Source organism: Streptomyces sp. NPDC087906 (assembly GCF_055584925.1).
Window position 1 is genome coordinate 478,377 of the sequence record NZ_JBVJLC010000002.1, and the last position, 25,436, is coordinate 503,812.

The 25,436-nt window shown below is 73.1% G+C and carries 24 protein-coding genes; 3 read left to right on the top strand and 21 right to left on the bottom strand.

The annotated features are described in order from the left end of the window. Positions 1-2: 2 nt before the first annotated feature. The 3 genes from ACZ63I_RS07445 to ACZ63I_RS07455 all read right to left on the bottom strand — a co-directional run bounded on the left by ACZ63I_RS07445 (position 3) and on the right by ACZ63I_RS07455 (position 4,841). On the bottom strand, positions 3-1,568 hold the full coding sequence (locus ACZ63I_RS07445) for a phytoene desaturase family protein (RefSeq protein ID WP_469336296.1): 1,566 nt from the start codon (positions 1,566-1,568) through the stop codon (positions 3-5). 79 nt (positions 1,569-1,647) lie between these two features. Further along, entirely contained in the window at positions 1,648-3,924 is a 2,277-nt protein-coding gene (locus ACZ63I_RS07450) for a serine/threonine-protein kinase (RefSeq protein ID WP_469336298.1), read from the bottom strand. Then, on the bottom strand, positions 3,903-4,841 hold the full coding sequence (locus tag ACZ63I_RS07455; RefSeq protein ID WP_469336300.1) for an oxygenase MpaB family protein: 939 nt from the start codon (positions 4,839-4,841) through the stop codon (positions 3,903-3,905). The genes ACZ63I_RS07450 and ACZ63I_RS07455 overlap by 22 nt, the downstream gene beginning before the upstream one ends. A 130-nt stretch (positions 4,842-4,971) precedes the next feature. Here ACZ63I_RS07455 and ACZ63I_RS07460 point away from each other — a divergent pair, with 130 nt between their 5' ends. After that, positions 4,972-6,507: an ATP-dependent DNA ligase gene (locus ACZ63I_RS07460; RefSeq protein ID WP_469336302.1), complete on the top strand. Its 1,536-nt coding sequence runs from the start codon at positions 4,972-4,974 to the stop codon at positions 6,505-6,507. 67 nt (positions 6,508-6,574) lie between these two features. Here ACZ63I_RS07460 and ACZ63I_RS07465 read toward each other — a convergent pair whose 3' ends face one another. From ACZ63I_RS07465 to manD, 11 genes are all read right to left on the bottom strand, one after another. Further along, the gene (locus tag ACZ63I_RS07465; protein ID WP_469336304.1) at positions 6,575-7,615 is read right to left on the bottom strand and encodes a phosphatidylinositol-specific phospholipase C domain-containing protein; all 1,041 of its coding nucleotides are present in this window, start codon (positions 7,613-7,615) and stop codon (positions 6,575-6,577) included. Between the two features lie 102 nt (positions 7,616-7,717). Continuing rightward, positions 7,718-9,673 carry a potassium channel family protein gene (locus ACZ63I_RS07470; protein ID WP_469337031.1) on the bottom strand — a complete coding sequence of 652 codons (1,956 nt, stop codon included), beginning with the start codon at positions 9,671-9,673 and terminating at the stop codon, positions 7,718-7,720. 198 nt (positions 9,674-9,871) lie between these two features. Continuing rightward, the gene (locus tag ACZ63I_RS07475; RefSeq protein ID WP_469336305.1) at positions 9,872-11,035 is read right to left on the bottom strand and encodes an NAD-dependent formate dehydrogenase; all 1,164 of its coding nucleotides are present in this window, start codon (positions 11,033-11,035) and stop codon (positions 9,872-9,874) included. A 101-nt stretch (positions 11,036-11,136) separates the two neighbouring features. After that, positions 11,137-12,078 carry a LysR family transcriptional regulator gene (locus tag ACZ63I_RS07480; RefSeq protein ID WP_469337033.1) on the bottom strand — a complete coding sequence of 314 codons (942 nt, stop codon included), beginning with the start codon at positions 12,076-12,078 and terminating at the stop codon, positions 11,137-11,139. Positions 12,079-12,148: 70 nt separating this feature from the next. After that, on the bottom strand, positions 12,149-14,083 hold the full coding sequence (locus ACZ63I_RS07485; protein ID WP_469336307.1) for an ABC transporter permease: 1,935 nt from the start codon (positions 14,081-14,083) through the stop codon (positions 12,149-12,151). Between the two features lie 177 nt (positions 14,084-14,260). Further along, positions 14,261-15,085, bottom strand: coding sequence for a molybdate ABC transporter substrate-binding protein (modA, locus tag ACZ63I_RS07490; RefSeq protein WP_469336309.1), 825 nt, complete (start codon positions 15,083-15,085; stop codon positions 14,261-14,263). A gap of 122 nt (positions 15,086-15,207) precedes the next feature. Next, entirely contained in the window at positions 15,208-15,603 is a 396-nt protein-coding gene (locus ACZ63I_RS07495) for a TOBE domain-containing protein (RefSeq protein WP_469336311.1), read from the bottom strand. 113 nt (positions 15,604-15,716) lie between these two features. Continuing rightward, a complete protein-coding gene (locus tag ACZ63I_RS07500) occupies positions 15,717-16,922 on the bottom strand; it encodes a methyltransferase (RefSeq protein ID WP_469336312.1) in 1,206 nt (401 codons plus the stop codon). A gap of 47 nt (positions 16,923-16,969) precedes the next feature. Continuing rightward, complete coding sequence (locus ACZ63I_RS07505; protein WP_469336314.1) at positions 16,970-17,221, bottom strand: hypothetical protein; 252 nt, start codon at positions 17,219-17,221, stop codon at positions 16,970-16,972. 3 nt (positions 17,222-17,224) lie between these two features. Further along, positions 17,225-17,857, bottom strand: coding sequence for a TetR/AcrR family transcriptional regulator (locus tag ACZ63I_RS07510; RefSeq protein ID WP_469336315.1), 633 nt, complete (start codon positions 17,855-17,857; stop codon positions 17,225-17,227). A gap of 302 nt (positions 17,858-18,159) precedes the next feature. Next, positions 18,160-19,398, bottom strand: a complete 1,239-nt coding sequence (gene manD, locus ACZ63I_RS07515; RefSeq protein WP_469336317.1) for a D-mannonate dehydratase ManD — start codon at positions 19,396-19,398, stop codon at positions 18,160-18,162. A gap of 220 nt (positions 19,399-19,618) precedes the next feature. On the opposite strand from manD, the gene ACZ63I_RS07520 reads away from it, so the two are divergent. Together ACZ63I_RS07520 and ACZ63I_RS07525 are read left to right on the top strand one after the other, a co-directional pair. After that, positions 19,619-20,488, top strand: coding sequence for an aldo/keto reductase (locus ACZ63I_RS07520; RefSeq protein WP_469336319.1), 870 nt, complete (start codon positions 19,619-19,621; stop codon positions 20,486-20,488). 62 nt (positions 20,489-20,550) lie between these two features. Beyond that, a complete protein-coding gene (locus ACZ63I_RS07525; protein WP_469336321.1) occupies positions 20,551-21,072 on the top strand; it encodes a GNAT family N-acetyltransferase in 522 nt (173 codons plus the stop codon). Positions 21,073-21,115: 43 nt separating this feature from the next. On the opposite strand, the gene ACZ63I_RS07530 is transcribed toward ACZ63I_RS07525, so the two are convergent. From ACZ63I_RS07530 to ACZ63I_RS07560, 7 genes are all read right to left on the bottom strand, one after another. Then, positions 21,116-21,295, bottom strand: a complete 180-nt coding sequence (locus ACZ63I_RS07530) for a hypothetical protein (protein WP_469336322.1) — start codon at positions 21,293-21,295, stop codon at positions 21,116-21,118. 259 nt (positions 21,296-21,554) lie between these two features. Continuing rightward, positions 21,555-23,318, bottom strand: a complete 1,764-nt coding sequence (locus tag ACZ63I_RS07535) for a complex I subunit 5 family protein (RefSeq protein WP_469336324.1) — start codon at positions 23,316-23,318, stop codon at positions 21,555-21,557. After that, a complete protein-coding gene (locus tag ACZ63I_RS07540; RefSeq protein ID WP_469336326.1) occupies positions 23,315-23,662 on the bottom strand; it encodes a sodium:proton antiporter in 348 nt (115 codons plus the stop codon). Before ACZ63I_RS07540 ends, ACZ63I_RS07535 begins: the two co-directional genes overlap by 4 nt. 25 nt (positions 23,663-23,687) lie before the next feature. Continuing rightward, the gene (locus ACZ63I_RS07545) at positions 23,688-24,425 is read right to left on the bottom strand and encodes an MnhB domain-containing protein (protein WP_469336327.1); all 738 of its coding nucleotides are present in this window, start codon (positions 24,423-24,425) and stop codon (positions 23,688-23,690) included. Then, positions 24,422-24,694 carry a Na(+)/H(+) antiporter subunit B gene (locus ACZ63I_RS07550; RefSeq protein WP_469336329.1) on the bottom strand — a complete coding sequence of 91 codons (273 nt, stop codon included), beginning with the start codon at positions 24,692-24,694 and terminating at the stop codon, positions 24,422-24,424. The genes ACZ63I_RS07545 and ACZ63I_RS07550 overlap by 4 nt, the downstream gene beginning before the upstream one ends. Further along, positions 24,691-25,191: an MrpF/PhaF family protein gene (locus tag ACZ63I_RS07555; RefSeq protein ID WP_469336331.1), complete on the bottom strand. Its 501-nt coding sequence runs from the start codon at positions 25,189-25,191 to the stop codon at positions 24,691-24,693. The genes ACZ63I_RS07550 and ACZ63I_RS07555 overlap by 4 nt, the downstream gene beginning before the upstream one ends. Continuing rightward, positions 25,188-25,367 carry a hypothetical protein gene (locus tag ACZ63I_RS07560; RefSeq protein ID WP_469336332.1) on the bottom strand — a complete coding sequence of 60 codons (180 nt, stop codon included), beginning with the start codon at positions 25,365-25,367 and terminating at the stop codon, positions 25,188-25,190. The genes ACZ63I_RS07555 and ACZ63I_RS07560 overlap by 4 nt, the downstream gene beginning before the upstream one ends. Positions 25,368-25,436: the final 69 nt, after the last annotated feature.

Genomic DNA, 25,436 nt, shown 5'->3' on the forward strand with positions numbered 1-25,436 from the left:
CGTCACCTGCCCAGCGCCGCCATCGCCGCGTTGTGGCCCGGTACGCCGCTGACCCCGCCGCCGCGCACGGCGCCCGCGCCGCACAGCAGCACATTGGGGTGCGCGGTCTCCACACCCCAGCGTCCGGTCTCCTCGCTCGCGTACGGGAACGACAGGTCGCGGTGGAAGATATGGCCGCCGGGCAGCCGCAGTTCGCGTTCGAGGTCGAGCGGGGTCTTCGCCTCGACGCAGGGGCGGCCCTCCTCGTCCAGCGCCAGGCAGTCGGCGATCGGCTCGGCCAGCCGCTCGTCCAACTGGGCCAGCGTCGCGGCGAGCAGGCGCTCCCGTACGGCGTCGTTCGTCGCCGCGTCGGCCGCGCCCCCACCGGCTCCCGCGAACAGCCGTGCGGGGGTGTGCAGTCCGAACAGGGTCAGCGTCTGATAGCCGCGCCCGGCCAGCTCGGGGCCGAGGATCGACGGGTCGGTGAGCGAGTGGCAGTAGATCTCGGACGGCGGCGCCGACGGCAGCGCGCCCGCCGCCGCCTCCCGGTAGGCGGTGGCCAACTGCTCGTAGCCCTCGGCCACATGGAAGGTGCCGGCGAACGCGTCGCGCGGGTCGACGGACGTGTCGCGCAGCTTCGGCAGCCGGTGCAGCAACATGTTGACCTTGAGCTGGGCGCCCTCGGGCGCCGGGGGCGCCGCGTCGCCGAGCAGCCCGGCCAGCGCCTGGGGCGACGCGTTGACCAGCACCTGTGCCGCCGCGACCGTACCGTCCCCGCCGTCGCCCTCGGTGCGGTACGAGACCTCGGCGCGGCTGCCGTCCGTCTCGATCCTGGTCGCCTCGTGCCCGGTGGCGATCTCGGCGCCCGCGGCCCTGGCGGCGGCGGCCAGCGCGTCGGTGAACGCGCCCATCCCGCCGACCGGCACGTCCCAGTCGCCGGTGCCGCCGCCGATCACGTGGTAGAGGAAGCAGCGGTTCTGCACCAGTGACGGGTCGTGGGCGTCGGCGAACGTCCCGATCAGGGCGTCGGTGAGCGCCACACCGCGGACCAGGTCGCTGCTGAACCGCTTCTCGATCGCGATGCCGATGGGCTCCTCGAAGAGCATCCGCCAGGCCGCCTCGTCGTCGATCCGCAGCCGCAGCTCGTCCCGGGTCAGCAGCGGCTCGGTCAGCGTGGGGAAGACCCGCTCGGCGACGCGCGTCGTCGTGCCGTAGAACTTGCGCCAGGCGACGTACTCGGCGTCGTCGCCGGTCAGCGCGGCGAACGAGGCGCGGGTGCGGCCCTCGCCGACGAGCAGCCCCGTGTCGCCCTGCGGGGTGTACGAGGACACGGTCCGCTTGCGGACGGCGAAGCGCAGGCCCAGCTCCTGCACGATCTTGTCGGGCAGCAGCGACACCAGGTAGGAGTAGCGGGAGAGCCGTGCGTCGACCCCGGCGAACGGGCGGGTGGAGACCGCCGCCCCGCCGGTGGTGCCGAGGCGCTCCAGGACGAGCACGGAGCGCCCTGCGCGGGCGAGATAGGCGGCGGCGACCAGTCCGTTGTGGCCGCCGCCCACGATCACTGCGTCGTACGTGGCATGTGCGGGCATGGCTCTTGGTAACACGCCATTGATCGGTCGGCCAGAGCGCGGAGCGTCCACCTGCGGTAACGATCCGGTACACGCTCCGTCAGGAACTGTCGTCGTGGCGCCGCCGCAACGCCGCCACCTGCCGGTACAGCTCCACCGCCTCCGCGGTGCGGCCCAGTTGCTCCAGGCAGTGCGCCTCGTCGTTGCGGCTGGACAGCGTGTCGGGGTGGTCGGCGCCCAGCACCCTGGCCCTGCCGTCGGCGACCTGCCGGTAGGCGGTCAGCGCGTCCGTCCAGCGGCCGAGCCAGCCGAGGCCGACGGCCACCTCGCGCAGGCTGACGAGCGTGTCGGGATGGTCCTGGCCCAGCACCCTGGCCCGGATCGCCGCCACGTCGCGCGACTCGGCCAGCGCCTCCTCCCAGCGGGCCAGCCGGCCGAGGTTGACGCCGAGGCCGTGTCGGGCGCGCAGCGTCTCCGGGTCGGCGGGGCCCTGGATCCTGGTCCGGTCGGCGGCGAGGCCGCGGTACAGCTCCAGGGCCTCCTCGCTGCGGCCGAGCCTGCCCAGGCAGATGCCGATCTCGTAGCGGGTGGCGAGGGTGTCCCGGTGGTCGGGGCCGAGCGCCGGCGCGCGGGCCGCGGCGACCTCGCGGTAGCCGGTCAGCGCCTCGGCCCAGCGGCCGAGCCTGCCCAGCGCGTACGCGACCTCGTAGCGGGTGACGAGCGTCTCGGGATGGTCGGCGCCCAGCACCCGGGCGCGGGCTGCCGCGACCTCCAGAGCCATCCGGTAGGAGTCCTCGATCCGGCCGAGCCTGCTGAGGTTGAAGGCGAGGTTGTGCCGGCAGCGCAGGGTGTCCGGGTGGTCGGGGCCCATCGTGCGCTCACGGGAGGCGAGCACCGCCGCGTACACCTCGTGCGCCTCGAAGTGCCGGCTGAGCCGGCCGAGTACGTACGCGGTCTCCTGGCGGGCGGCCAGGGTCTCCGGGTGGTCGGGGCCGAGGCTGCGCGCGCGGCCCTCGGCGACCTGGCCGAACTCGTGCAGCGCGTCGGCGGCCCGGCCCGTCTTGCTGAGGGTGAAGCCGATCTCGTACCTGCTGTCCAGCGTGTCGGGGTGGTCGGGGCCGAGGATCTGGGCGCGCTCGGCCGCGACGGCGCGGTGCGTCTCGCCCGCCTCCTCCCAGCGGCCGAGCCGGCCGAGCCGCAGCCCGGCGTCGTGCCGGGCGGCGAGCGCGGCGAGCTGCTCCGGCGGCGGGGTGGGGCGCTGCGCCGACGACAGGTCTCCCCCGGTGGGCGCGCTGGTCCACTCGCCGGTCAGGGCCGCGGTGGGGTCGGGCACGAGCTGGTCGGGCGGGGTGGTGCGCAGCAGCGTGGTGCCGGTCGCCTTGTGTCCTGTCGTCATGCCCCGGGTCCAGGCGGGCAGCCGGTGGTCCTGCGGCGACCTGGCGCCGACGGGCACCGGTGTGTCGCGCGGCGGCCGGGCCGCGGGGGGCGGCCCGTCGTCGGTGACGGCGGTGGCGTGGCCGGCGGTGGAGCGCGCCGCCCCGATGCGGCGGCGCAGCTCGCCCGCGTCGGCCGGCCGCTCGTCGGGCTCCTTGGCCAGCAGGTCGAGGACGATCCGGTCGAAGTACGCGGGCAGGTCGGGGCGGTGGTTGCGGGGCGGCTCGGGGTCGGTGTCCCGGTGGCCGACCAGCACGGACCAGGCGTCGCCGAGGTCGAACGGCGGTGCGCCGGTGGCGAGTTCGTACAGGACGCAGCCGAGTGAGTAGAGGTCGCTGCGGTGGTCGACGCTGCCGCCGCCGATCTGCTCGGGCGACATGTAGTGCGGGGTGCCCATGGCCACGCCCGTGCCGGTGAGTTTGGCGCTGAAGCCGACGTCATGGCCGAGGCGCGCTATGCCGAAGTCGCATATCTTCACCGCGCCGTCGGGCAGCCGCATGATGTTGGCGGGCTTCAGGTCGCGGTGCACGATGCCCTGCCGGTGGGTGTAGGCGAGGGCGTCGGCGACCTGCTCGGCGATGTCGACGACGTCGGCGACCGGCAGCGGCCGCTGGTCGTTGTCGGCGAGCATCTGGCCGAGGTCGCGGCCTTCGAGCAGTTCCATGACGAGGTACAGGACGCCTTCGTACTCGCCGAAGTCGTGGACGACCGTGACGCCGCGGTGCTGGAGCCCGGCGGCGACCCTGGCCTCCCGGCGGAAGCGCTCCCGCATGATCCGGGTGAAGGAGTGGTCCTGCTCGGGTCCGAGCGGTTTGAGGCACTTCACAGCGACGCGCCGGCCGAGCGATTCGTCGCGGGCCAGCCACACCTCGCCCATCCCGCCGCGCCCGATGAGTTCGAGCAGTCGGTACCGGCCCTGGATCAGCCTGGTGTCGTCCGCCATCGCGTGCTGTCGCCCCCGTCTCGCTGCGCCCTCCCCGGCCCGTCCAGTATGGCGGCCCCCCGGCCAGGTGTGTACGGGTCGGGCCGCGCGTCAGGGCCGAGTCTGGCCATTGCCCCGAGAATGTGCTTCGGCGGCAACTGCCAGCGCAGCCGGGAGGGCAGCAGGCGCAGCAGCCTTCCCGCGACGGTCAGCCGGTGGGTGACCTTACCCGCAGCGGGCGCCGGCCTGCCGTACAGGTCGTGGGCGTACGGCGGCAGCGACGCGTAGGCGAGCGCGGCGACCTGACGCCACAGCAGCGCGCGCAGCGGCCGCAGCGGGAGGGGGACGGGCGGGCGGCGCAGGAAGTCGTCCACCTCGCGGGCGTCGGGGCCGCAGGCCAGCTCCGGCAGGACGGCGGCGAAGTACGCGTCGAGTTCGGCGGTGGTGCCGGGGACCCGCGCCGGGTCGAGGCCGACGAGCCGGGCGCCGGTGCGGTGCTCGGCCACGTACCGGTCGGCGGTGGCGTCGTCGATCGGCAGCCCCGAGCGGCGCAGCACGTGGAGGTAGGAGTCGGCCTCGGCGCAGTGCACCCAGAGCAGCAGTTCGGGGTCGTCGATCCCGTAGCTCTCGCCGGTGGCCGGGTCGGTGGCCTTGAGCAGCCGGTGGATCCGGCGGACCCGGGCGCCGGCCCGCTCGGCGGACTCGGCCGTGCCGTAGGTGATGGTGGCGACGAACTGGGCCGTACGGAGCAGCCGGCCCCAGGCGTCGGCGCGGAAGTCGCTGTTCTGCGTGATGCCGCCGAGGGCGCGCGGGTGCAGCGCTTGGAGGTAGAGGGCGCGCACCCCGGCGATCCACATCATCGGGTCGCTGTGGAGCTGCCAGGTGACGGAGCCGGGGCCGAAGAGGCCGGGGTCGGGCGGCGGCGCGGGCGCGTTCATCTCCACCTCCCCGGACGGCAACGGTCCGGTCAGGTTACGGCGTGGCCGGTGGGGTACGCGCACCGGGCGGCGGGCCGGCCGGTCCGCCGTCGGGCGGGCGGAGCGGCGTCCGACGTTGCAGGATGGCTGCATGCTGCTGGCACCACTGGCCCGTGTGTCCCGTGAGGTCGCCGAGACATCGGGGCGCACCCGCAAGATCTCCCTGCTGGCCGGCCTGTTCCGGGCGGCCGGTCCCGAGGACGTGCCCGTCGTCATCCCGTATCTGGCGGGCCGGCTGCCGCAGGGGCGGATCGGGGTGGGCTGGAACGCCCTGAAGGACCCGCCGCCCGCCGCCGAAGAGGCCACCCTGACCGTGCACGAGGTGGACACGGTCTTCAGCACGCTCGCCGCCGTGGAAGGCGCGGGGGCGCAGGGCGAGCGCAGGCGGCTCGTCCAGGAGCTGCTGGCCGCCGCCACCGCCGAGGAGCAGCGCTTCCTCGTCGGGCTGATCTCGGGCGAGGTGCGGCAGGGGGCGCTGGGCGCGCTCGCCGTGGAGGCGCTTGCGGTGGCGTCGGAGGCCGACGGCGACGCGGTACGGCGTGCGGTGATGCTGGCGGGCTCGCTCCAGCCGGTGGCCGAGCGGCTGCTCGCCGAGGGGCCCGAGGTACTGGCGGAGTTCCGGCTGACCGTGGGCCGTCCCGTGCTGCCGATGCTGGCGCAGAGCGCGGGCAGCGTGGCCGAGGCGGTGGGCAGGCTCGGGGCGTGCGCGGTGGAGGAGAAGCTGGACGGTATCCGGGTGCAGGTGCACCGCGAGGGGGACACGGTGCGGATCTTCACCCGCACCCTCGACGACATCACCGACCGGCTGCCGGAGGTGACGGCGGTGGCGCTGGCGCTGGACGGGGACCGGTTCGTGCTGGACGGCGAGGTCATCGCGCTCGGCGCCGACGGCAGACCGCGGCCGTTCCAGGAGGTCGCGGGGCGGGTGGGGTCGCGTACCGATGTGCGGTCGGCGGCCGAGGCGCTGCCGGTCTCACCGGTCTTCTTCGACATCCTGGCCGCCGGGGGCGCCGATCTGCTGGGGCTGTCCTGCGCGGAGCGGCAGGAGGCGCTGGCCGCGCTGGTGCCCGAGCCGATGCGGGTGCGGCGCGTCGTCGTGGCGGAGGGCGAGGACGCCGCCGCGGGTGAGGCGTTCTCCCGGGACACGCTGGCGCGCGGGCATGAAGGGGTGGTGGTCAAGAGCCTCGCCGCGCCGTACAGCGCGGGCAGGCGCGGTACGGGCTGGCTGAAGGTGAAGCCGGTGCACACGCTCGACCTGGTGGTGCTGGCGGCCGAGTGGGGGCACGGCAGGCGTACGGGCAAGCTCTCGAACCTGCATCTGGGCGCGCGGCGCGACGACGGTACGTTCGCGATGCTCGGCAAGACGTTCAAGGGGCTGACGGACGTGATGCTCCAGTGGCAGACGGAGCGGCTCGGGGAACTGGCGGTGCGCGACGACGGGTTCACCGTGACCGTGCGGCCGGAGCTGGTCGTCGAGATCGCGTACGACGGGCTGCAGCGCTCGTCGCGCTATCCGGCGGGGGTGACGCTGCGCTTCGCCCGGGTGGTGCGGTACCGCGAGGACAAGCGTCCGGAGGACGCGGACACCGTGGAGGCGGTGCTGGCGGCGCACGCTCCGACGGTGTGACGGGAGGACCCGGGGCGGGCGGTGTGCCCGGCCCCGGGCCGTCGTGTGCTTCCCGGCCCGCTCCGGTCTACTGGCCGCGCGGGACGACGGAGGAGAGCACGGCGGGCAGCGAACGCCAGTCGGCGGAGATCAGGCTGGCGTGGTCGGCGGCGAGCAGCGCGAGCCGGTCGCGGGCCTGCTGCTCGGTGGGGTTGGTGCCGTCGATGGCGGGGGCGACGTTCTGGGCGTCCGTCATCAGCACGAAGTAGTGGCGCTGGTCGTACCAGGCGAGGTCGATGCCGTTGTTGACGAAGGCGGCGGCGTCACCGTCGAAGAAGACGAACCAGGGCCGCAGTGTGGTGTCCGGGTACCGGGTGCGCGGGTCGCCGGCCGCGGTGACGGAGTGCACGGCGGGGAAGGCGGTGGCCTGGGCGAGGGTGCCGGCCGCCTTCAGGTCGCGCAGGTGGGTGGCGTACTCCTTGTCGGTCCAGAACGAGTCGAACGGGTTGCTCTCCTCGACCGTGCCGGGGATGAGTTCGACGATGAACTTGCCGGCGAGCTGGGACCTGGTGGGCCAGTTGCCCGCCTGGACCGCCTCGTCCAGGTTCGCGTGACTGCCCGTCAGATCCGCCGGGCGGAAGAGCGCGTCGCCGAGCTTGGCGTTGAGCAGCGTGTCGAACTGGACGGGGCCGCGGCTCGCGGTGCCCAGGAAGCCGTCCTTCATCTCGATCTTGAGGACGACGGGACGGTGGCCGGGGTGGGCGTCGTGCCAGGTTCTGATGTCGGCCAGGCAGCCGCCCAGGTCGCGGTTCTGGCTGTTGGTGCGCAACTGCGCCGGGGTGGTGGCGTTGGCGCAGTTGTTGTTGTTTCCGGTCGGGTTCTCGTGCGAGACCCGCCAGGACGCGCCGAACACATTGGTCCACACGTCGAGTTCGAGCATGCCCGCACCGGAGTCGAGCGCGTCGGCGAAGTAGGGGAACGCGGCCTTGTCGTACGAGTTGTGCACGCCGACGCCGGTCGTGGCGGAGTACGGGAGCTGGTTGGTGTCAACGGCCTGGGCCGGCGAGGTGACGAGGGCGAGTACCGCGACGGCGCCTGCGGCGACGGTGGTGCGAAGGAGCTTTGCCATGTCCGTTGTTCCTCCAGGTGCGCATGTGTGGGGCATGTCAACCGAGGAGGAGATTAGGGGAGTTGGATGACGTACGGGAGGCCGGGGTCTTATCCGGCCGGATCACCTGGGCGACCGGGAGGCGGTCCTGCGCCGGCCGAGCAGTTCGGCGAGGCCCCTGCGGGTCGCCGCTATCACCACCCGCTCCCCCGGCCGCAGCACCCGGCCGGCCGGCAGGTCCCAGCTCAGACCCGTCTGCCGGGGCTGCCCGTCCTGGCCGGGCGGCGCGGCGCCGTCCGGGGTGCGTCCCGCGCCGTCGCCGGTGTCGAGGGCGATGATCCGCCAGGCGCCCGGCGTGAACACCTCGCCGATGGTGCGTCCTTCGAGCCGCGGATGGCCGGCCACGTCGACGGACGCGACCAGCAGCACCTTGCGCTCCACCGGAATGGCGCCGAGCACCTGGCGTCCCATCATGGCGACGGCGAAGGCGGGCGCCGCCAGGTAGGAGACGCTGCGGCTGCGGGTCACCGCCTCGGGGTGCGCGGCGCGCAGGGTGCGGTAGACGGCGGTCGCGAAGTCGTCGTCGTACAGCCGCAGGACAACGGGCAGCCGGGGCGCGACGGAGCGCGCGTACAGGGCGGCTTCGAGGTTGGTGGTGTCCCGGCTGGTGAGGGCGAGCAACGCCTGCGCGCGGTAGATCTTGGCCGCCTCCAGCACGCCTTCCTGGGTCACGTCGCCGAGCACGGTCGGTACGTGGAGTCTGCGGGCGAGGGCCACCCCGCGCGCCTCAGGGTCCTCCTCGACGCACACGACGGGGATGCCGAGGTCGCGCAACTGCGTCAGCACGCGGCTGCCGATCTTGCCGAGGCCGAGCAGGACGACATGGCCGGAGAGCCCGCGCGGCGGCCTGCGCAGGGCGGAGGCGCTGCGGAACGTGCCGAGCGCTTCGAGGACGGCCGCCGTCACGACGGGCAGCAGCAGAAGTCCCGCGAGTCCGGTGAGCAGTTGCAGGACCTGCCGGGCCGTGGCGTCGCCGACCGCGGGGTCGTCGATGGCGAACAGGTCGAGCAGCGTGAGGTACAGCGCGCTGAGCGGACGCATTCCGGTGACCAGCGAGAGCGCGACCGCCAGCGCGAGCACGACGGCGACGATGCCCACGAAGGACCAGCGCAGCCGGCGGGAGAACAGCGAGGCCAGCGGGGCGCCCCGACCGCCGAACAGGCCGGTCAGCCACCCGCCGAGCCGGCCGCCCGCGCCGCCTTCCGGGTCGTTGCCGGTCTGCGAGACGGTCTCCAGGACGACCGTGCCGCGCCCCACCGCCGCTGCCGCGCTCGCGTCGTCGGGCAGCATCTGGGGCCCGCCGCGCCCGCTGCCGCCCGGTGTCTCGGCGCCGATCGGGTCGTCGGCCGTCGCCGAGAGCAGGGCGAGGGTGCACAGCCCCGGCTCGGCGAGCTGTCCCGGGCCCGGGTGCCGGTCGACGGCGCGCAGCATCAGACCGCCCGCCCTGATCACCTTGTTGGTGCCGGTGATGGCGGTCGCGGCCAGCGCGGGGGCCGCCGTGTCGGCGTCGGAGAGGACGGTGGTGGAGGCGTCGGGCGCCGCGGCGTCACCGTCGGACGAGGCGACGGCGGCCGACTGGTCGAGCAGCGCTTCGAGGTGCTGGCCGAGCTTGCGGTTGTAGAGCCGGATGACCAGCCGCAGCCGGGGGTTGAGCCGGCGGGCGGCGAGCGCGGTCCTGATGTTCGTCTCGTCGTCCTCGTGGACGACGGCGAGCGCGTCCGCGCTCTCCACCCCCGCGTCCCTGAGGACCGTGTCGTCCAGGTCGGCCGCCTCCACGACACGCGGCGGCGCCACCACACCGGCGAGGCTGTCGTAGGGGTTGGGCGAGGCTCCCGTACGGCCGACGGCCGCCGACATCCGGCCGATGAAGGCGGACGCCCTGCCCCGGTTGCCGATCGGGGCCCGCTCGCCGCCGGTTGCCCGCTGCGGCGGTACGACCAGGACGACCTGTTCGCCGTAGACGTCACGCAGTTCGACGGCCAGCCGGTGGGCCAGCGTGTCGTCGCCGCACACCACCATGTGGCCGACAGGGCTGCCGAGTTGGACCTGGTGCGGAAGTGAGGACACACCACCAGTGTGCGACACGGCGGTTGACGCGCCGACAGCCGCCCCGGCCGCGGGTGCGGCCGGGGCGGCTGATGTCGCGCCGGGGGGGCGCCGGTCTGACGAGTGAGCGTCAGTTCTTCAGCGTCGGCCTTCGGCCTCAGCTCTGCGGCCTCAGCTCTTCGACACCGAGTAGGAGTGCGCTCCCGTACCCGCGAGACCGCCGTTGTCGACGATCAGGTACTCCTCGCGGATCGGGGTGCCGTCGAAGAAGTTCTCCAGGATCTCCCGGGTGCCCGCCGCGTAGCGGGTCTGGGCCGAGAGCGAGGAGCCGGAGATGTGCGGGGTCATGCCGTGGTGCGGCATGGTCCGCCAGGGGTGGTCGGCAGGGGCGGGCTGCGGGTACCAGACGTCGCCCGCGTACCCCGCGAGCTGTCCGCTGCGCAGCGCGCGGTCGACGGCGTCCCGGTCGGCGATCTTCGCGCGGGCGGTGTTGATGAGGTAGGCGCCGCGCTTCATCGAGGCGATCAGCTCGTCGCCGAACAGCCCCTCGGTCTCCGGGTGGAGCGGTGCGTTGATGGTGACCACGTCGCAGTGCGGGACCATGTCCTGCGTGCTCTCGTGCCAGATCAGGCCGAGTTCGCGCTCGGTCTCCTCGGGCAGCCGGTGCCGGTCGGTGTAGTGCAGCTTGACGTCGAACGGCGCGAGCCTGCGCAGCACGGCGAGCCCGATCCGGCCGGCCGCGACGGTCCCGACGTGCATGCCCTCCAGGTCGTAGCTGCGGGCGACGCAGTCGGCGATGTTCCAGCCGCCGTCGAGGACCCACTGGTGCGAGGGGAGGTAGTTGCGGACCAGCGACAGGGTCATCATCACGACGTGCTCGGCGACGCTGATGCTGTTGCAGTACGTGACCTCGGCGACGGTGACGCCCGCCCCGATGGCGGCGTCCAGGTCGACATGGTCGGAGCCGATCCCGGCGGTGACGGCGAGCTTGAGGTTCTTCGCCGTCGCGATGCGCTCGGCCGTCAGATAGGCCGGCCAGAACGGCTGGGAGATGACCACGTCCGCGTCGACGAGTTCCTGGTCGAAGACGGATCCCTCGCGGTCCTTGTCCGACGTGACGACGAGCGTGTGGCCGCGGGACTCCAGAAAGGTCCGCAGGCCCAGTTCACCGGAGACGCTGCCGAGGAGCTGGCCCGGCGTGAAGTCGATGGCCTGCGGTGTCGGGGCGCTCTGGCCGCCCGCGTAACTCTCGATCTTGGGGATGTCGTCGCGGGCGTAGGAGGTCGGGTATCCGTCGACCGGGTCGTCGTACAGCACGCACAGCACCTTTGCCATGACTGCGGCTCCTCATCCGTTGCTGCGGAAAGTTGTTTCCACACTGCTCCTGACCAGGGAGGATGGCAAAGCGAAAGTTTCTATGCCCGGATAGGCTGCGGCTATCCGGGCAGCGCCGGGCGCAGATAGGTGTCGAGCAGCCGGTCCAGCGCCTCCCGTACGCCGGCTTCCCTGGCGATCTCCAACAGCCCTCGGGCCAGGACGGGTTCGGGGCTGCGGTCGGCGATGACCAGACCCACCCGCGGGCCGTGCGCCGGGGTGGCCAGCGGGATGACCCGCATCCCTTCGGGTACGCCGAACATGTGCAGCCAGGCGTGTGAGATGACACTCGACCACCGCCCGGCGGCCAGATGGGCGTAGAGGCCCGCCACCGAGTCGGTCTCGATCGCGGGTGCCACGGTGGATCCGCCGTCGGCCGCGAAGTACTCGTCCATGATGCGCCGGTTGCGCATCTCCCGCGACAGCAGGCACAGCGGCAGGCTGGCGATCTGCGACCAGCGCGCGACCTGCTGCCCCGACAGCGGTCCGTCCAGCGGCGTGAGCAGCAGATACCGCTCCTCGTACAGCGGGGTCCTGCGCACCTGGCCGAGGGTTTCGTCGTCCAGGTAGGTGAGGGCGATGTCGAGTTCGAACTCGGCGAGCCGGTGGGTGATGTCGCGGGACGACAGCGAGTCGATCACCACCCGCGCCTGCGGGTGCCGTTCGCAGAACGGGGTGGTGAGCAGGGAGGCCACGGTGAGCGCCGTGGGTATCGCGCCGAGCCGTAGGGTGCCGGCCAAACCGCCGCGCATCGCGGACAGTTCGTGGCGCAGCGCGTCGCGCTCGGCGAGGATCCGGTGCGCCCACAGCAGGACCCGCTCGCCCTCGGGGGTCAGCCCCTCGAAGCGGCGGCCCCTGCGCACGATGGGCACGTCCAGTTCGTGTTCGAGTTTGCGGATCGCCGCCGACAGGGACGGCTGGGAGACGAAGCAGGCGGCGGCGGCGCGCGCGAAGTGCCGCTCCCTGGCGAGCGCGACGAGGTACTCCAACTGGCGCAGCAACATCGCTCGCTCCTCACCGGCCGACCGGCCGCTCGGCTCGTTCACCCATCTATGTGGCTGCCGGGCGATCTGTCTACAGTGCGACGAGGGTGACCTCGGTGGCTTTGACGCTCGTCCAGACGGACACGCCGTCGGCCAGGCCCAGTTCGGCGGCCGCGGCCGGGGTGATCTCGGCGACCAGGTCGGGTGCGTCGCCCGAGGTGATCAGGATCCGCAGCCGGCTGCCGGAGGCCGTGATCTCCCGGACCGTACCCGGCCATACGTTGCGCGGGCTGCCCGTGGGGCGCTCCCGGTGCACGGCGACGGCTTCCGGGGCGATGATCGCCAGCGCGGCCGTGCCGGCGGGCAGCGGTTCGGCGACGACCAGCCGGCCGCCGGCCGCCAGGTCGAGTCCGTCCTGGCGGTACGTGCCGGGCCAGGCGTTGCGGCCGAGCATCCGGGCCACCCAGGGGGAGCGCGGGCTGCGGGTGACCTCGGTGGGCGGCGCGTCCTGGAGGGCGCGCCCCTCGTCCAGGACGAGCACCCGGTCGGCCAGCGAGAGCGCCTCGACCGGGTCGTGCGTGACGATGAGGCAGACCCCGCCGAAGTCCGCGAGATGGCCGCGCAGGGTGTGCCGTACCTGGGCGCGGGTGGTCTGGTCGAGCGCTGCCAGCGGCTCGTCGAGCAGCAGCAGCCGCGGCCGGGCGGCGAGTGCGCGGGCCAGCGCGACCCGCTGTGCCTGGCCGCCGGAGAGCTGGTGCGGCTTGCGGCCCGCGAGCTGTCCGACGCCGAGCCTGTCCAGCCAGCCCTGCGCGGTGCGGCGGGCCTCGGAGCGGCGTACGCCGTGGGCCCGCAGGCCGTACGCGGTGTTGGCGAGCGCGCTCAGATGCGGGAAGAGCGCGCCGTTCTGCGGGACCCAGGCGACGCCGCGCCGGTGCGGCGGCAGGGAGGTGACGTCGCGGTCCCCGAGCCGGATGTCGGCGTGGGCGCGCGGGGTGAGGCCGAGCAGCGCGCGCAGCAGGGTGGTCTTGCCCGCGCCGTTGGGTCCGACGACGGCGATGGTGGTGCCGGGGTCGGCGTCGAGGGTGAGCTGGTTGAAGCCCGTGACCTCGGCGTGCAGCCGCCAGCGCCCGGTGGCGGCGGGCGGGGCGGTCTCCTTCCGTACGGGAGGGTCGGCGAGGGGCGCCGCCGGGTCGTCCGGCGGCCGGGCGGCGCCCCGTACCCGCTCGGCGCCGCCGCCGGTCCAGCGGCCGCGCAGCGCGATGAGGACGGCCATGGCGATGGCGAGCAGCAGCAGCGAGACGGAGGTCGCCGCCTCGGGCGACGACTGGAGCAGCAGATAGACCTGGAGCGGCAGGGTCTGCGTGGTGCCGGGGAGATTGCCGGCGAAGGTGATGGTGGCGCCGAACTCGCCGAGCGCACGGGCCCAGGTCAGTGCGGCGCCCGCCGCCAGCCCCGGCGCGACCATGGGGAGGGTGACGGTCAGGAAGACCCGTACCGGCGAAGCGCCCAGGGAGGCCGCCGTCTCCTCGTAGGCGGGCCGCAGACCGGCCAGGGTGCCTTCCAGGCTGATGATGAGGAAGGGCATCGCGACGAAGGTCGCGGCGACCACGGCGCCCGCCGTGCTGAACGGCAGCACGATGCCGAAGGTGTCCTCCAGCCAGGGCCCGAGCAGCCCTCTGCGGCCGAAGCCGAGCAGCAGCGCGACCCCGCCGACGGTGGGCGGCAGCACCATCGGCAGCAGTACCAGCGAGCGGACCAGGGTCTTGCCGGGGAACTCGACCCGCGCCAGCAGCCAGGCCAGCGGTACGCCGAGCAGCAGGGCGAGGCCCAGGGCGCAGAACGAGACCAGCAGCGAGAGCTTCAGCGCCTCGACGGTGTCCGGGCTGCTGAGATGCGCGCCGAGTTCGCTCCACTCGGTGCGGGCGAGGATGCCGATCAGCGGCATCAGCAGGAAGGCGACGGCGAGCAGCGCGGGCAGCGCCAGCGCCACGGGTGCGCCGGTCCTGCCGGTGCGGGTGCGTCTCATCGGCGGCCCCCAGGGCCTCTCGTGCGGATCGGGCCGCTTCGGGCCGGATCGGGGCCGAAGATGTCGGGCTGGATCGGGCCGGACCGGGAAGGGCGCGGTCCGCGCCCTGCGGCTGTCCGGTCCCCGTGGCTGTCCGGTCCCCCGATCCGGACAGCCCGGGTGCGCGGTGGGGTGGTGCTACGGCTTCTGGAACCCGGCCGCCTGGAGGATCTTCTGGGCCTCGGGGCTGCTGAGCCAGGCGACGAAGGCGGTGGCCGCCGCGCTGTCCTTGGCCGTCTTGAGGGTGGCCGCCGGGTACTGGGCGACGGCGTTCTGCGCGTCGGGGATGCTGACGGCGTCGACCTTGCCGGTCGCGATGGCGGCGTCCGTCTTGTAGACGATGCCCGCGTCGGCCTCGCCGAGTTCGACCTTGCTCAGCACGGCGCGGACGTCGGCCTCCTGGGAGACCGGCTTCACGTCGATGTGCTGGGCGTCCAGCACCTGCTTGCTGTAGTTGCCGACCGGCACGGCGGGCGCGGCGAGCACCACCTTCAGCTTGGGGTCGGCCAGGTCCTTCAGGTTGTCGATCTTGTCGGGGTTGCCCTTGGCCGTGGCGATCACCAGCCGGTTCTTGGCGATGACCGTGGGGGTACCGGTGTCCGCCTTGACGCCGTCCATGGTCTTGGTGTCGGCGGTGACGAGCGCGTCGGCGGGCGCGCCCTGCTTGACCTGGGCCGCGAGGTCCTGCGAGCCGGCGAAGGAGAACTTCACCGTGGTGCCCGGGTGTTCCTTCTCGTAGGCGGCGCCTGCCGTCTTGAACACGTCGGTGAGCGAGGCGGCGGCCAGCACGGTCAGGCTGACGTCCTTCGGCGCGGCGGAGGACGGCGCGGCGGAGGGCGATGCGGAGGAACCGGCGTCGCCCTTCGCGTTGTCGTCGCTGTCGCCGCACGCGGCGAGCGGCAGCAGGAGCGCCGCGGTGACGATCGCGGTGGCGGCGCGGCGGCGGGTGAGGAAAGTGGACATGAGGGTGGGTACTCCTTGACGGGGCGCGCGCCGGGGACGGGCGCTCGGGCGGACAGGACCAGGAGCGCCGGGGACGGCGACGCCACGGGTGGTGGTACCGGGGGTCTGCACGAAGACCCCGCTCAGGTGCGGTCGATGTGCACGCTGGTGGACTTCACACGCGCGGTTGCCTGCATTCCTACCTCCAGGCCGAGTTCCTCCACGGCTTCCCTGGTGAGCAGGGAGACCAGCCGGTGCGGCCCCGCCTGGATCTCCACCTGGGCGGCGACATCACCGAGTTTGACGGCGGTGACGATGCCGGGGAACGCGTTGCGCGCGGAGGTGTACGAGGCTTCCTCCTCGCCGGCGCTCTGCTGGGCGACCTCGACGGAGAACGCGGCGAGATCCCGGCCGTCGATGAGCCGCCGGCCGCCCTCGTCGCGGTGCGTCTCGACCCGGCCGGCGTCGGCCCAGCGGCGCGCGGTGTCGGGGCTCACCCCGAGGAGCCGGGCCGCCTGACCGATTGTGTAGGACTGCATGTGCGACAAGATATGCCGATTTCGCTGGCATCTACAATTCTTTGTAGGATGCTCCGCCGCATATGCGACATCGGCTGGAGGAACGTCCAGGGATCCGGACGGCGGCGCGCCGATCAGTTTTTGACGGTCCGCAGGATGACGAATTTGGGGTCGCTGGTGACGACCTCGCAGTTGCCGAAGAGCCGCCGGAGCTTGGCGTGGTAGCCGAGGTGCCTGTTGCCGACGACCCACAGCTCGCCGCCGGGCCGCAGGGCCGCCTTGGAGCCGGTGAACATCCGCCAGGCCGCCGCGTCGGTGGTCGCCTGATGGCTGTGGAACGGCGGGTTGTTGAGTACGAGATCGACCGTGCCGGCCGGTACGCCCGCCATGCCGTCGCCGAGCACGAAGGCGGCGGGCGCCGCCGGGGCGCCCGAGGCGTCGGCCGGCGTGTTCTCGCGGAAGGTCGCCTCGGCCGACGCGACGGCCGAGAACGACTCGTCGATGAAGGTCACCCTGGCCTCGGGGTTGGCCAGGGCCACCGCCGTACCGACCACGCCGTTGCCGCAGCCGAGGTCGACGACATGCTCGGGTCCCGGCCGCCGGGGCAGGTTGCGCAGGAAGAACCGCGTGCCGATGTCGAGTCGTTCGGCGCAGAAGATGCCCGCGTGGTTGACGACGGTGCGGCCGGACACCGCGCCGAGCCCCTCGGGCAGCACGTACCGGTGCGGCCAGGGGGACGGGGTGCGCGGCCGGTCGGCCGCGGGTGCGCAGAAGACCAGGCGCGCCTTGCGCACGGCGAGCGACGTCCTGGTCGGGCCGAGGATCTGCTCGAAGAGCTTGAGGGTGGAGGTGTGGATCTCGGTGACCCGTCCGGTGGCGACGACGACGGTGTCCTGGTGGACGGCGGGCGCGAGGCGGTGGAGCTGGTCCTCCAGGAACGCGAGGCTCTTGGGGACCCGGATCAGCAGGACGTCGATCCGCTCAGGCGGGGTGTCGCGCGCCGACAGCAGCCGTACGGCGTCGGCTGCGGCGCCGCCGCGCCGCAGATTGGCCCGGGTCGACTGCTGGGTGAGGTACGAGTCGGTGATCTGGACGAGCGGCCCCGCGCTGAGCTGGTCGAGGCGGTGCGCGGCGAGCGCGGTGGTCAGCGCACCCCACCGGTCGCCCACGACGACCACGGTGCCCGACAGGTCGGTCGGCACCGTGTCGGTGTCGCCCTCCCCCGCGAGGTGTTCGAGCAGGTACTCGTCGGCCGAGTCCCACGCGCGCAGGGTCTCGCGGGGCTGGTCGGGGAATCGGGTGAGGCCGAACTCGCCCCATGAGGTCGTCAAACGGTTCATTGAGCGCCAGGCTAGCCCCCGTGATCAACCCCCCGGTGCCGGGGTGATCAGGAGCCGGGCTCGCGCGTCGTGTCGGCGCGCGCTCCGCGGGCGAGGTCCAGCGCGGTCTGCGCCTGCCGGAGGGTGAGGACGGCGGCGAATTCGGTGCGGGCGATCTCCAGCACCACAGCGGCGTCGGCGGGCGGGTGCGGGTGGTCGCGCAGGGCGATGTCGGCGGCGGCCCGCGCGAGCAGGTCGTCGTCGCGGGCGGCCCCCGGCTGGGACATCGTGCGCAGCACCTCGTGCCAGAGTCCGGCCATCGGTCACTCCCCCCTCCGCGGGCCCGCGCCGAGTGTGGCGAGCGCCTGGTGGATCAGTTCGTCGGCGAGCAGTTCCCTGGACAGCGAGGTGTGGTTGCGGGCCCAGTGGGCGACGAGTTCGTTGATCGCTCCGATCAGGGCGACCATGGCGAGGGTGTAGTCGCGCGCGACGGCCTCGCCGCGCACGACCGCCCGCTCGGCCTCGCCGGTCAGGAAGTCGGTCCAGAGGCTGCGCCACAGCAGCCGGTGCTCCTCGACCGCTCTGCCGACCCCGATGACCTCGACGAACGCGATCCTGGTGGCGGCGGGGTCGGCCGTGACGGCGGCGACGTAGGCGCGGGCGAGGGCGGCGATCCTGTCGTGGGTACCGGCCGCCTCGACCGCCGGATCGGCGAGCGCGCCGAGCGCGGCCGTCAGACCGGCCTGGGCCACCGAGTCGTGCAGGGCGATCAGCAGCGCCTCGCGGCTCTCGAACTCCTCGTAGAAGGCGCGGATGGAGACCCGGGTGGTGGAGCAGAGCCGTTCGATGGAGGTGGCGGCGTAGCCCCGGGTGGTGAACAGCTCCGTCGCGGTCGTCAGCAGCCGCTCGCGGCGCCGCGCCCGCCGCTCCGGTGCCCCGCCCGCCGGTTCCCGCACGTCCGCCCGACCTCCCCGTACCGCCGCCGTACCGCACCCGTGGCGCGCCCGTATCGCCTTGTAGACGCGCGGAGTTGCCGTCCGGCGCCTTCGGTAAGAGCGCTTATCCGAGGATGCCACGCGGGGCGCACCGGTTAGGGGCGATTGTGAGAACTGGCGTCGGTGCCGGTCTCGTGGGCGGTGGTCAGCCCGAGGGTGGTGACGAGCACGAGAGGCCGCGGGGTGGGCGGAGACCGGCAGGTCGGTCGACTTCGACTGAGCCCCGCGGGCCCGATGATCCGGGCCGGTCCCCGCCCGGCGGGTCACCAGTCGTGGACCGTGCCGTCGGTCAGCCGGTTCACCGGCAGGTAGGCCGGCTCGTACGGGAAGCGCGCCGCCGCCTCGTCGTCGAGTTCCACCCCGAGGCCGGGTGTGTCGGACGGGTGCAGCAGACCGTCCTCGAAGGTGAACGAGGTCCGGAAGACCTCCAGGGTCCGCTCCGTGTGCGGCATGTACTCCTGGATGCCGAAGTTGTGCACGGCCAGGTCGAGATGGAGGGCCGCCGCCATGCCGACGGGCGAGATGTCGGTGGGTCCGTGGATGCCGGACTTGACGCCGTGCACCGCCGCCAGATCCAGCAGTTTGCGCATCGCCGTGACACCGCCGACGTGGGTGACCGCGGAGCGCACGTAGTCGATCAGCCGCTCACTGAGCAACGGACCATAGTCGTGGAGGGAGTTGAAGACCTCGCCGATCGCGAGCGGGGTGGTGGTGTGCTGCCGCACCAGCCGCAGCGCCGTCGGGTCCTCGGCCGGTGTGCAGTCCTCCAGCCAGAACAGGTCGTACGGTTCGAGGTCCTTGCCGAGCCGGGCCGCCTGGATGGGGGTCATCCGGTGGTGGCCGTCGTGGAGCAGCGGCAGTTCGGGGCCGAACTCCTCGCGCACCGCCTCGAAGACGCGCGGCATGTGGCGCAGGTACGCCCGGGTGTCCCACTGCTCCTCGGGCGGCCGGGGGTGCGCGTCCTGCGCCCTGCGGGCCGGCTCGTAGTCGTAGCGCTGCCCCGGTTCCGCCGGGGACGCCACCCCGTACACCGAGTCGAGCCCGGGGATGCCGGACTGGATCCGGATCGCCCGGTAGCCCTGGGCGAGATGGGCCCGTACGGAGTCCAGGATCTCCGGGACGTCCCGCCCCGAAGCGTGCCCGTAGGCGAGGGCGCCGGTGCGCGAGGCACCGCCGATGAGCTGGTAGAGCGGCATCCCGGCCGCCTTCGCCTTGATGTCCCACAGCGCCATGTCGACGGCGGCGACAGCGGCCATGGTCACCGGGCCGCGGCGCCAGTAGGCGCCCCGGTACAGGTACTGCCAGGTGTCCTCGATCCTGCCCGCGTCACGGCCGACGAGCAGCGGTGCGACATGTGCCCTGAGATACGCCTCGACGGCCAGCTCCCTGCCGTTGAGGGTGCCGTCACCGAGCCCGGTGACACCGTCCTCGGTCGTGATGCGCAGGGTGACGAAATTGCGGCCGGGGCTGCTGACGATGACGTCGGCTGCGATGATCTTCATGACGGGCGCGGCTCCTGTCGGTGTGAAGTTCGTACCCGGACAGGATGACGCGCCGCACCGGAGCGCCCGCGCGCGGCCCCGACCGGTGGCTCCGACCAACGGCTCCGACCAGCGGCTCCGGCGACAGGACCGGCCGGCGGGGCCGGGAACATCTGGAGCGCCGCGTGGTGTTGCAGTGTGCGGCCATCACATCGAGCCGACACACAGGAGCAGCGACCCCATGTCCGACACACCGACACCCGCGAGCGCCGCGGGCACCTTCGTCATCGGCGGCGACCTGACCGTCAACCGCCTCGGCTACGGCACGATGCAGCTCCCCGGTCCCGGCGTCTGGGGCGAGTCGAAGGACCCCGAGGGCGCGGTACGGGTACTGCGCCGCGCCGTCGAGCTGGGCGTCAACTTCATCGACACCGCCGACGCCTACGGGCCGTTCGTCGCCGACCTGCTGCTCAAGAAGGCGCTCCACCCGTACGCCGACGATCTGGTGATCGCCACGAAGGCGGGCCACACGCGGACGGGACCGAACGCCTGGGTCCCCGTCGGCCGCCCCGAGTATCTGCGGCAGCAGGTCGAACTGAGCCTGCGGCACTTGGGACTTGAGCGCATCGACCTGCTCCAGCTCCACCGGATCGACCCCAAGGTGCCGCTCGCCGACCAGGTGGGCGAGCTGGCCGCGCTGCAGAGCGAGGGCAAGATCCGGCACATCGGCCTGAGCGAGGTCACCGTCGACGAGCTGGTCGAGGCCGGCAGGACGGCCCGGATCGTCTCGGTGCAGAACCTCTTCAACCTCGCCGACCGCCACTCCGAGGACGTACTGGAACACGCGCAGGCCAACGGCCTGGCGTTCATTCCCTGGTTCCCGCTGGCCACCGGCGCCCTCGCGGGTGCGGACAGCCCGCTGAGCCGGATCGCCGCCGACCGCGGTGTCGCCCCCTCGCAGCTCGCGCTGGCCTGGCTGCTGCGCCGCTCGCCCGCCGTGCTGCCGATCCCCGGCACCTCGTCCGTCGCGCACCTGGAGGAGAACGTCGCGGGGGCGGCCGTCGAGCTGACCGACGAGGAGTACGAGGCCCTGGCCCACGCCGCCGGCTGACCGGCGCACGAGCCCCCGGCCGTACGGGTGTTGGCGGCGTCCGCTCTGTGTACGCTCCGACCATGGCGGACCTGGTGACGGAACGGCTCGTACTGCATCTGCTCGACGTGCCGGAGGCCCGGCGGGTGGCGGCGCGCAAGCCGGCGCCGGACGACCGCTGGGAGCCCGGGTATCCGGAGGCGGGCGATGTGTCAGGAGCCGTACGGTTCCTGGCCGCCCACGCGGACACCGGGGATCCCGGGCGGTTCGGCGCGTACGAGATCCGGCGCCGCGCCGACGGGCGGACGATCGGCGGTATCGGCTTCCACGGCGTACCTGACGAGGAGCTGAGTGTCACCGTCGGGTACGGCCTGGTGGCGGCGGCGCAGGGCCAGGGCTATGCGTCCGAGGCCCTGCGCGAGCTGCTGCGGTTCGCCCGGTCGAGCGGTGTCGCCGCCGTACGAGGGGACGCGAACGTCGGCAACGTCGCGTCCCAGCGCGTCATGGCGGCGGCCGGTATGCGGCTCGTGGGCGAGGACCGGGAGCTGAGGTACTACCGGATCGACTACCCGGTCGACGACCGGGCCGACGACCCCCTGCGCTGAATCGCTCGGCGCTGGTTGCTCCGCGCCGGTTACTCCGCGCTTGTTACCCCCTGCGCTGGCCGGGCGTGTGGCGGCGCGCCGAGATCCGTTCGAAGAGGGCCTCGCCCTCGCTGTCGTCGTCGCCCTCGTTCAGCGGGGGCAGTTCGACGGTGTAGGCCGGTTCGAGGAAGATGCCGTGGTGCTGCGGGCGCACGGGGGCGTCAGCGGCGGCCGGTACCTGCATCGGATCCTGGCGGGACGGTGAGGAAGGCATGCACAACCGTTCGAAGTGGAGCGGCCGGACGGCCCGAATGCCGATCGACACGCTGGCAAGCTGGGTGCCCCATCGTTTCCCGTCGTGCATGACGGCGGTGGTCCGGAGCGCTGCGCGCCCGCTCACTGGTCGGTGAGCAATCCGGTACGGGACTCAGCCAGCGTACGCGAGTACAGCCGTGATACGTGCATCCGGGACGGGGAGAGCCGCAGCGGGTCTCCGTGGGCGGTCAGAGGAAGCCGGGCAGGGTGAGTGCGCCGAGCAGCGTCATGCCCGCGAGCAGCCAGGCCACGTAGTCGCCGATGTGCCCCGAGTGCAGCCGCCGCACGGGTCCTGACCAGTCAGGGAGCGCGCGGCGCCGGCGCGGCCGTGCCCGTACGGCGTAGCCCGCCAGCGCGACGGCGAGGGCGGCGGACAGCAGGCCCAGCAGCACACCCGGCGCCGTCCAGTGCGGTGCGCCGGCCGCGGTGCCGGGCAGCGCCTGGTCGACGGCGTGCGCGACCGCCGTGCCGATGCCGGGGACGAGACCCACCACGAGGCCGCCCGCCAGCAGCGCGGCGGGGACGGCCAGCATCGTGTCCGGCACCCGGCCGGGGCTGCCGTGGGACTCGGGTTCCTCCTCCTCGCCCTTGGTCTCGTACGTCCGGCCGGCCACCGGGCGCGGCCCGCGGGCGAAGAAGACCCGGGCGGCGACCCGCAGCACCGCTCCCCCGGTGACCGCCGACACGAGCACGAAGAGCGCGGTCACCCAGCCGTTCGCCGACTCCTCGGTGACCGCCTTGCCCAGCCCCGTACCGAACGGCGGCAGCCCGGCGAGCGCCAGCCCGCCGGCCACGAACATCACGGCGACCGGGGTCAGTCGGCGCGCCCGCCCGTACAGGTCGTGTTCGTCGACGCTGCCGTAGCGGTCGAGCAGGATGCCGGCGCAGGCGAACAGCGCGGCCTTCACACCGGCGTGGCCCAGCGCGTAGAGGGCGACGCCCTCGGTGGAGTCCGGGGTGAGCAGCCCGAGCCCGACGAGGAAGAGGCCCGTGTGGGCGACGGTGGAGAAGGCCAGCAGCCGCTTCACATGGCGCTGTTGCCAGCACATGAGCGCCCCGACGACCGCCGACATCGCGCCGAGCACCACCAGCGCCCGCTGGGCGTCGGCGGCCGGGACGCCGCCGGGGCCGTGGAAGACGGTCCAGTACACCCGGCCGGCGCCGTACACACCGAGTTCGACCATCACACCGGAGAGCAGCATGCACACGGGGGTGGGGGCGACGGCGTGCGCGTCGGGGAGCCAGAAGTGGAACGGCACGGCCGCCGCCTTGACCAGCAGTCCGGTCAGGACGAGTACGAACGCGGTCAGGACGAGCGCGTCGGGGCCGCCCTGCTGGTCGAGCCGCCGGCCGATCGCCTGCATGCCCAGTTCGCCGGTGCGCGCGTAGAGCAGCACGATGCCCGTCAGACTGACGTAGGCGCCGAGGGAGTTGATGACACCGAAGGTCAGCGCGCCCTGCACCGCCTTGGCCTCCTCCACCCGGTAGCCGGTCAGCGCGTAGGCGACGACGCCCATCAGCTCGAAGAAGACGAAGGCGTTGAACAGGTCGCCGGTGAGGGCGAATCCGCACATGCCCGCCTGGAAGAGCAGCACGAGCGCGGGGAACGAGCCGGACTGCCGGCCCGGTGGTTCGTCGAAGTACCGCCAGGAGTAGGCCAGTACGGCGACGACGAGCAGCGAGACGAGGGCGGCGATGCCCAGGGCCATCAGGTCGCCCCGCAGCACGATGCCGACGCTCTGCCCGCGGTGCGGCTGCCAGCCGCCCACCCAGTCGGTCAGCGGGGCCGAGGAGGCAGCCGCCAGCAGCCACAGCGTCAGCCCAGCGGTGGCGGACGCCACCGCGCAGGCCGTGGTCTCCGCGACCCGGCGCGGGACGACGCGTCCGGTGGCGACGAGCAGTGCGGCGCCGAGCAGGGGCAGTGCGACGACGAGCGGCAGCAGTTCGTTCATCCGCGCAGCTCGGACAGTTCGTCCGGATCGACCGTGCCGTGCCGCTTGTTGACCTGGATGACCAGGGCGAGCAGCAGGGCGGTGACGGTGGCGCCGACCACCACGTCCGTGAGGGTCAGCGCCTGGACGACGGGGTCGACGACCGGCCGGGAGCCCGGTGCGATGTCGGAGAAGACGGGCGCTGTGCCGCCGTCGCGGTAGCCGACGGCCATCAGCAGGACGTAGGTGGAGGACTGGCAGACGGCGAGACAGCCCACGGCGTGGATCAGATTGCGGCTGGTGGCGAGCCCGTAGCAGCCGACGAGGAAGATCCACGCGGCGACCAGGTACGGCAGTACGGACATCAACCCCTCCTCACTTCTCGCCCGGTCACTTCTCTTCCCGCTCCTCGATCTCGACGGCCTGGTCGAGGAAGCGGGCGAGGAGGACGACCACGGCGCAGGCGACCTCCATGCCGATGGCGGCGTTCAGCAGGGGCACGGTCCCGCCGGACGACAGGGTGTTGAACGTGCCGAGCGGCAGGAAGTTGGCGAGGAACGACGTGCCGCCGAGCAGCCCGGCGGCGCCCAGCACCAGATAGGCGCTCTCGCCGGCCGCGTCACCGATCTCGTACAGGCCCATCGGCCTGATCCGCTCCAACGCGCGGTAGTCGACGGCGATGTAGAGCAGATGCAGCGCCGTCGCCGTGACCACCCCGCCCTGGAAGCCGCCGCCGGGGCTCAGTTGGCCGTGGGCGACGACGTAGAGGCCCACCACCAGGCTCACGGGCAGCAGGTACAGCGCGTATCTGCGCACCGCGGGCAGGACCACGGCGGGTGCGGGGTCGACCTGGCGTTCGTCGCGGGTCTGGCGCAGCAGGACGACCGTGCCGAGCACGGCCGCGAAGAGGATGCTCTCCTCACCGAGTGTGTCGTAGCCGCGCTGGTCGAAGTTGATGGAGGAGATGACGTTGGCGGTGCGCCGGGCGAGCGAGGCGTGCAGGGCACGGTCGCCGTACGGGTGGGAGGCGGCGCCGAAGTCCGGCAGGCCGGTGTAGGCCGTGCCGAGCAGCACGGCGACGCCGGCGAGGCCGACGGCCAGCAGCCACAGCCGCTGCCTGCGGGTCACTCGGGTTTCCGTCGCTCGCTCACCGGCGGCCGGGCACGGCGCCGGATCTTGCGGACGGACAGCAGCAGCAACAGCGGGGTGAGCGCCGAGCCGACGGCGAGTTGGGAGAGCGCCACGTCCGGCGCCTGGAGCACGATGAACAGCACGGCCAGCGTGAGGCCGAGCAGGGACAGCACCAGCGCCTGCCGGGCCGGGTCGCGTACGACGACGGCCGTGGTGGCCGCGGCGGCCACCAGCAGCAGCGAGATGACGATCAGCGCGTCGTTCACGACACACCGCCGCCGTCCGACGCCGGTGCGCCCGGGGGCTGTTCGCCGGGCGACCGCTCGCCCGGCGGCTGTTCACGCAGGGCCCGGGAGGAGATCAGGTTGCCCGCCACCAACAGCGCCCCGATGACGACGAGTTTGGCCATGGATCTGCCCGGCTCGGCGACCACGCACAACGGTACGACGACGGCGACGGCGGCTCCGGCCGACACCGCGTCGGCCAGCCGGCCGCGCGGCGGGTCGGCCCGCAACTCCTCGGCGAACAGCCGGGCATAGATGAGGGTGCCGGCCGGACCGAGCAGCGCGAGGACGAGCCCCGCGTCGACGTACGCCGTCCTGGCGTAGCCCTGCGCCAGCAGCAGGAGGACGAGGCAGACCGCCAGGGTGGCCATGTTCTGTGCGACCACCCGGCGTCTGATCGGTCCGGTGGCAACCGCCCAGAGCGCCGGTGCCACGCCGCCGGCCAGCAGCACGGCCGAAGCGAGCAGCCAGCCCTTCACCGGACGGTCACCGCCCGCCGCGCACCGCACGCCCCGACGGCGCCCAGCAGGGCGACCGCCGAGCCCACCACCCACTCCAGTGGTGTCACGGCGCTGATCAGCGTCAGCCAGAGCACGAGCAGCGCCGCCCACCAGGCGGCGAGTTCGGCCGCGAGGCTGATGATCCTGTGCGTCATACGCTCACCTCCGCACGCCACGCCCCGGGAATCCGGCCCATGAAAGCACCGCCGCACGGCCCCCGCTCC

What these genes read in the sequence shown, in the direction of transcription:
- ACZ63I_RS07445 (WP_469336296.1), bottom strand. Translation starts at nt 1,568, where the DNA reads ATGCCCGCACATGCCACGTACGACGCAGTGATCGTGGGCGGCGGCCAC.
- ACZ63I_RS07450 (WP_469336298.1), bottom strand. Translation starts at nt 3,924, where the DNA reads ATGGCGGACGACACCAGGCTGATCCAGGGCCGGTACCGACTGCTCGAA.
- ACZ63I_RS07455 (WP_469336300.1), bottom strand. Translation starts at nt 4,841, where the DNA reads ATGAACGCGCCCGCGCCGCCGCCCGACCCCGGCCTCTTCGGCCCCGGC.
- ACZ63I_RS07460 (WP_469336302.1), top strand. Translation starts at nt 4,972, where the DNA reads ATGCTGCTGGCACCACTGGCCCGTGTGTCCCGTGAGGTCGCCGAGACA.
- ACZ63I_RS07465 (WP_469336304.1), bottom strand. Translation starts at nt 7,615, where the DNA reads ATGGCAAAGCTCCTTCGCACCACCGTCGCCGCAGGCGCCGTCGCGGTA.
- ACZ63I_RS07470 (WP_469337031.1), bottom strand. Translation starts at nt 9,673, where the DNA reads ATGGTGGTGTGCGGCGACGACACGCTGGCCCACCGGCTGGCCGTCGAA.
- ACZ63I_RS07475 (WP_469336305.1), bottom strand. Translation starts at nt 11,035, where the DNA reads ATGGCAAAGGTGCTGTGCGTGCTGTACGACGACCCGGTCGACGGATAC.
- ACZ63I_RS07480 (WP_469337033.1), bottom strand. Translation starts at nt 12,078, where the DNA reads ATGTTGCTGCGCCAGTTGGAGTACCTCGTCGCGCTCGCCAGGGAGCGG.
- ACZ63I_RS07485 (WP_469336307.1), bottom strand. Translation starts at nt 14,083, where the DNA reads ATGAGACGCACCCGCACCGGCAGGACCGGCGCACCCGTGGCGCTGGCG.
- modA (WP_469336309.1), bottom strand. Translation starts at nt 15,085, where the DNA reads ATGTCCACTTTCCTCACCCGCCGCCGCGCCGCCACCGCGATCGTCACC.
- ACZ63I_RS07495 (WP_469336311.1), bottom strand. Translation starts at nt 15,603, where the DNA reads ATGCAGTCCTACACAATCGGTCAGGCGGCCCGGCTCCTCGGGGTGAGC.
- ACZ63I_RS07500 (WP_469336312.1), bottom strand. Translation starts at nt 16,922, where the DNA reads ATGAACCGTTTGACGACCTCATGGGGCGAGTTCGGCCTCACCCGATTC.
- ACZ63I_RS07505 (WP_469336314.1), bottom strand. Translation starts at nt 17,221, where the DNA reads ATGGCCGGACTCTGGCACGAGGTGCTGCGCACGATGTCCCAGCCGGGG.
- manD (WP_469336317.1), bottom strand. Translation starts at nt 19,398, where the DNA reads ATGAAGATCATCGCAGCCGACGTCATCGTCAGCAGCCCCGGCCGCAAT.
- ACZ63I_RS07520 (WP_469336319.1), top strand. Translation starts at nt 19,619, where the DNA reads ATGTCCGACACACCGACACCCGCGAGCGCCGCGGGCACCTTCGTCATC.
- ACZ63I_RS07525 (WP_469336321.1), top strand. Translation starts at nt 20,551, where the DNA reads ATGGCGGACCTGGTGACGGAACGGCTCGTACTGCATCTGCTCGACGTG.
- ACZ63I_RS07530 (WP_469336322.1), bottom strand. Translation starts at nt 21,295, where the DNA reads ATGCAGGTACCGGCCGCCGCTGACGCCCCCGTGCGCCCGCAGCACCAC.
- ACZ63I_RS07535 (WP_469336324.1), bottom strand. Translation starts at nt 23,318, where the DNA reads ATGAACGAACTGCTGCCGCTCGTCGTCGCACTGCCCCTGCTCGGCGCC.
- ACZ63I_RS07540 (WP_469336326.1), bottom strand. Translation starts at nt 23,662, where the DNA reads ATGTCCGTACTGCCGTACCTGGTCGCCGCGTGGATCTTCCTCGTCGGC.
- ACZ63I_RS07560 (WP_469336332.1), bottom strand. Translation starts at nt 25,367, where the DNA reads ATGACGCACAGGATCATCAGCCTCGCGGCCGAACTCGCCGCCTGGTGG.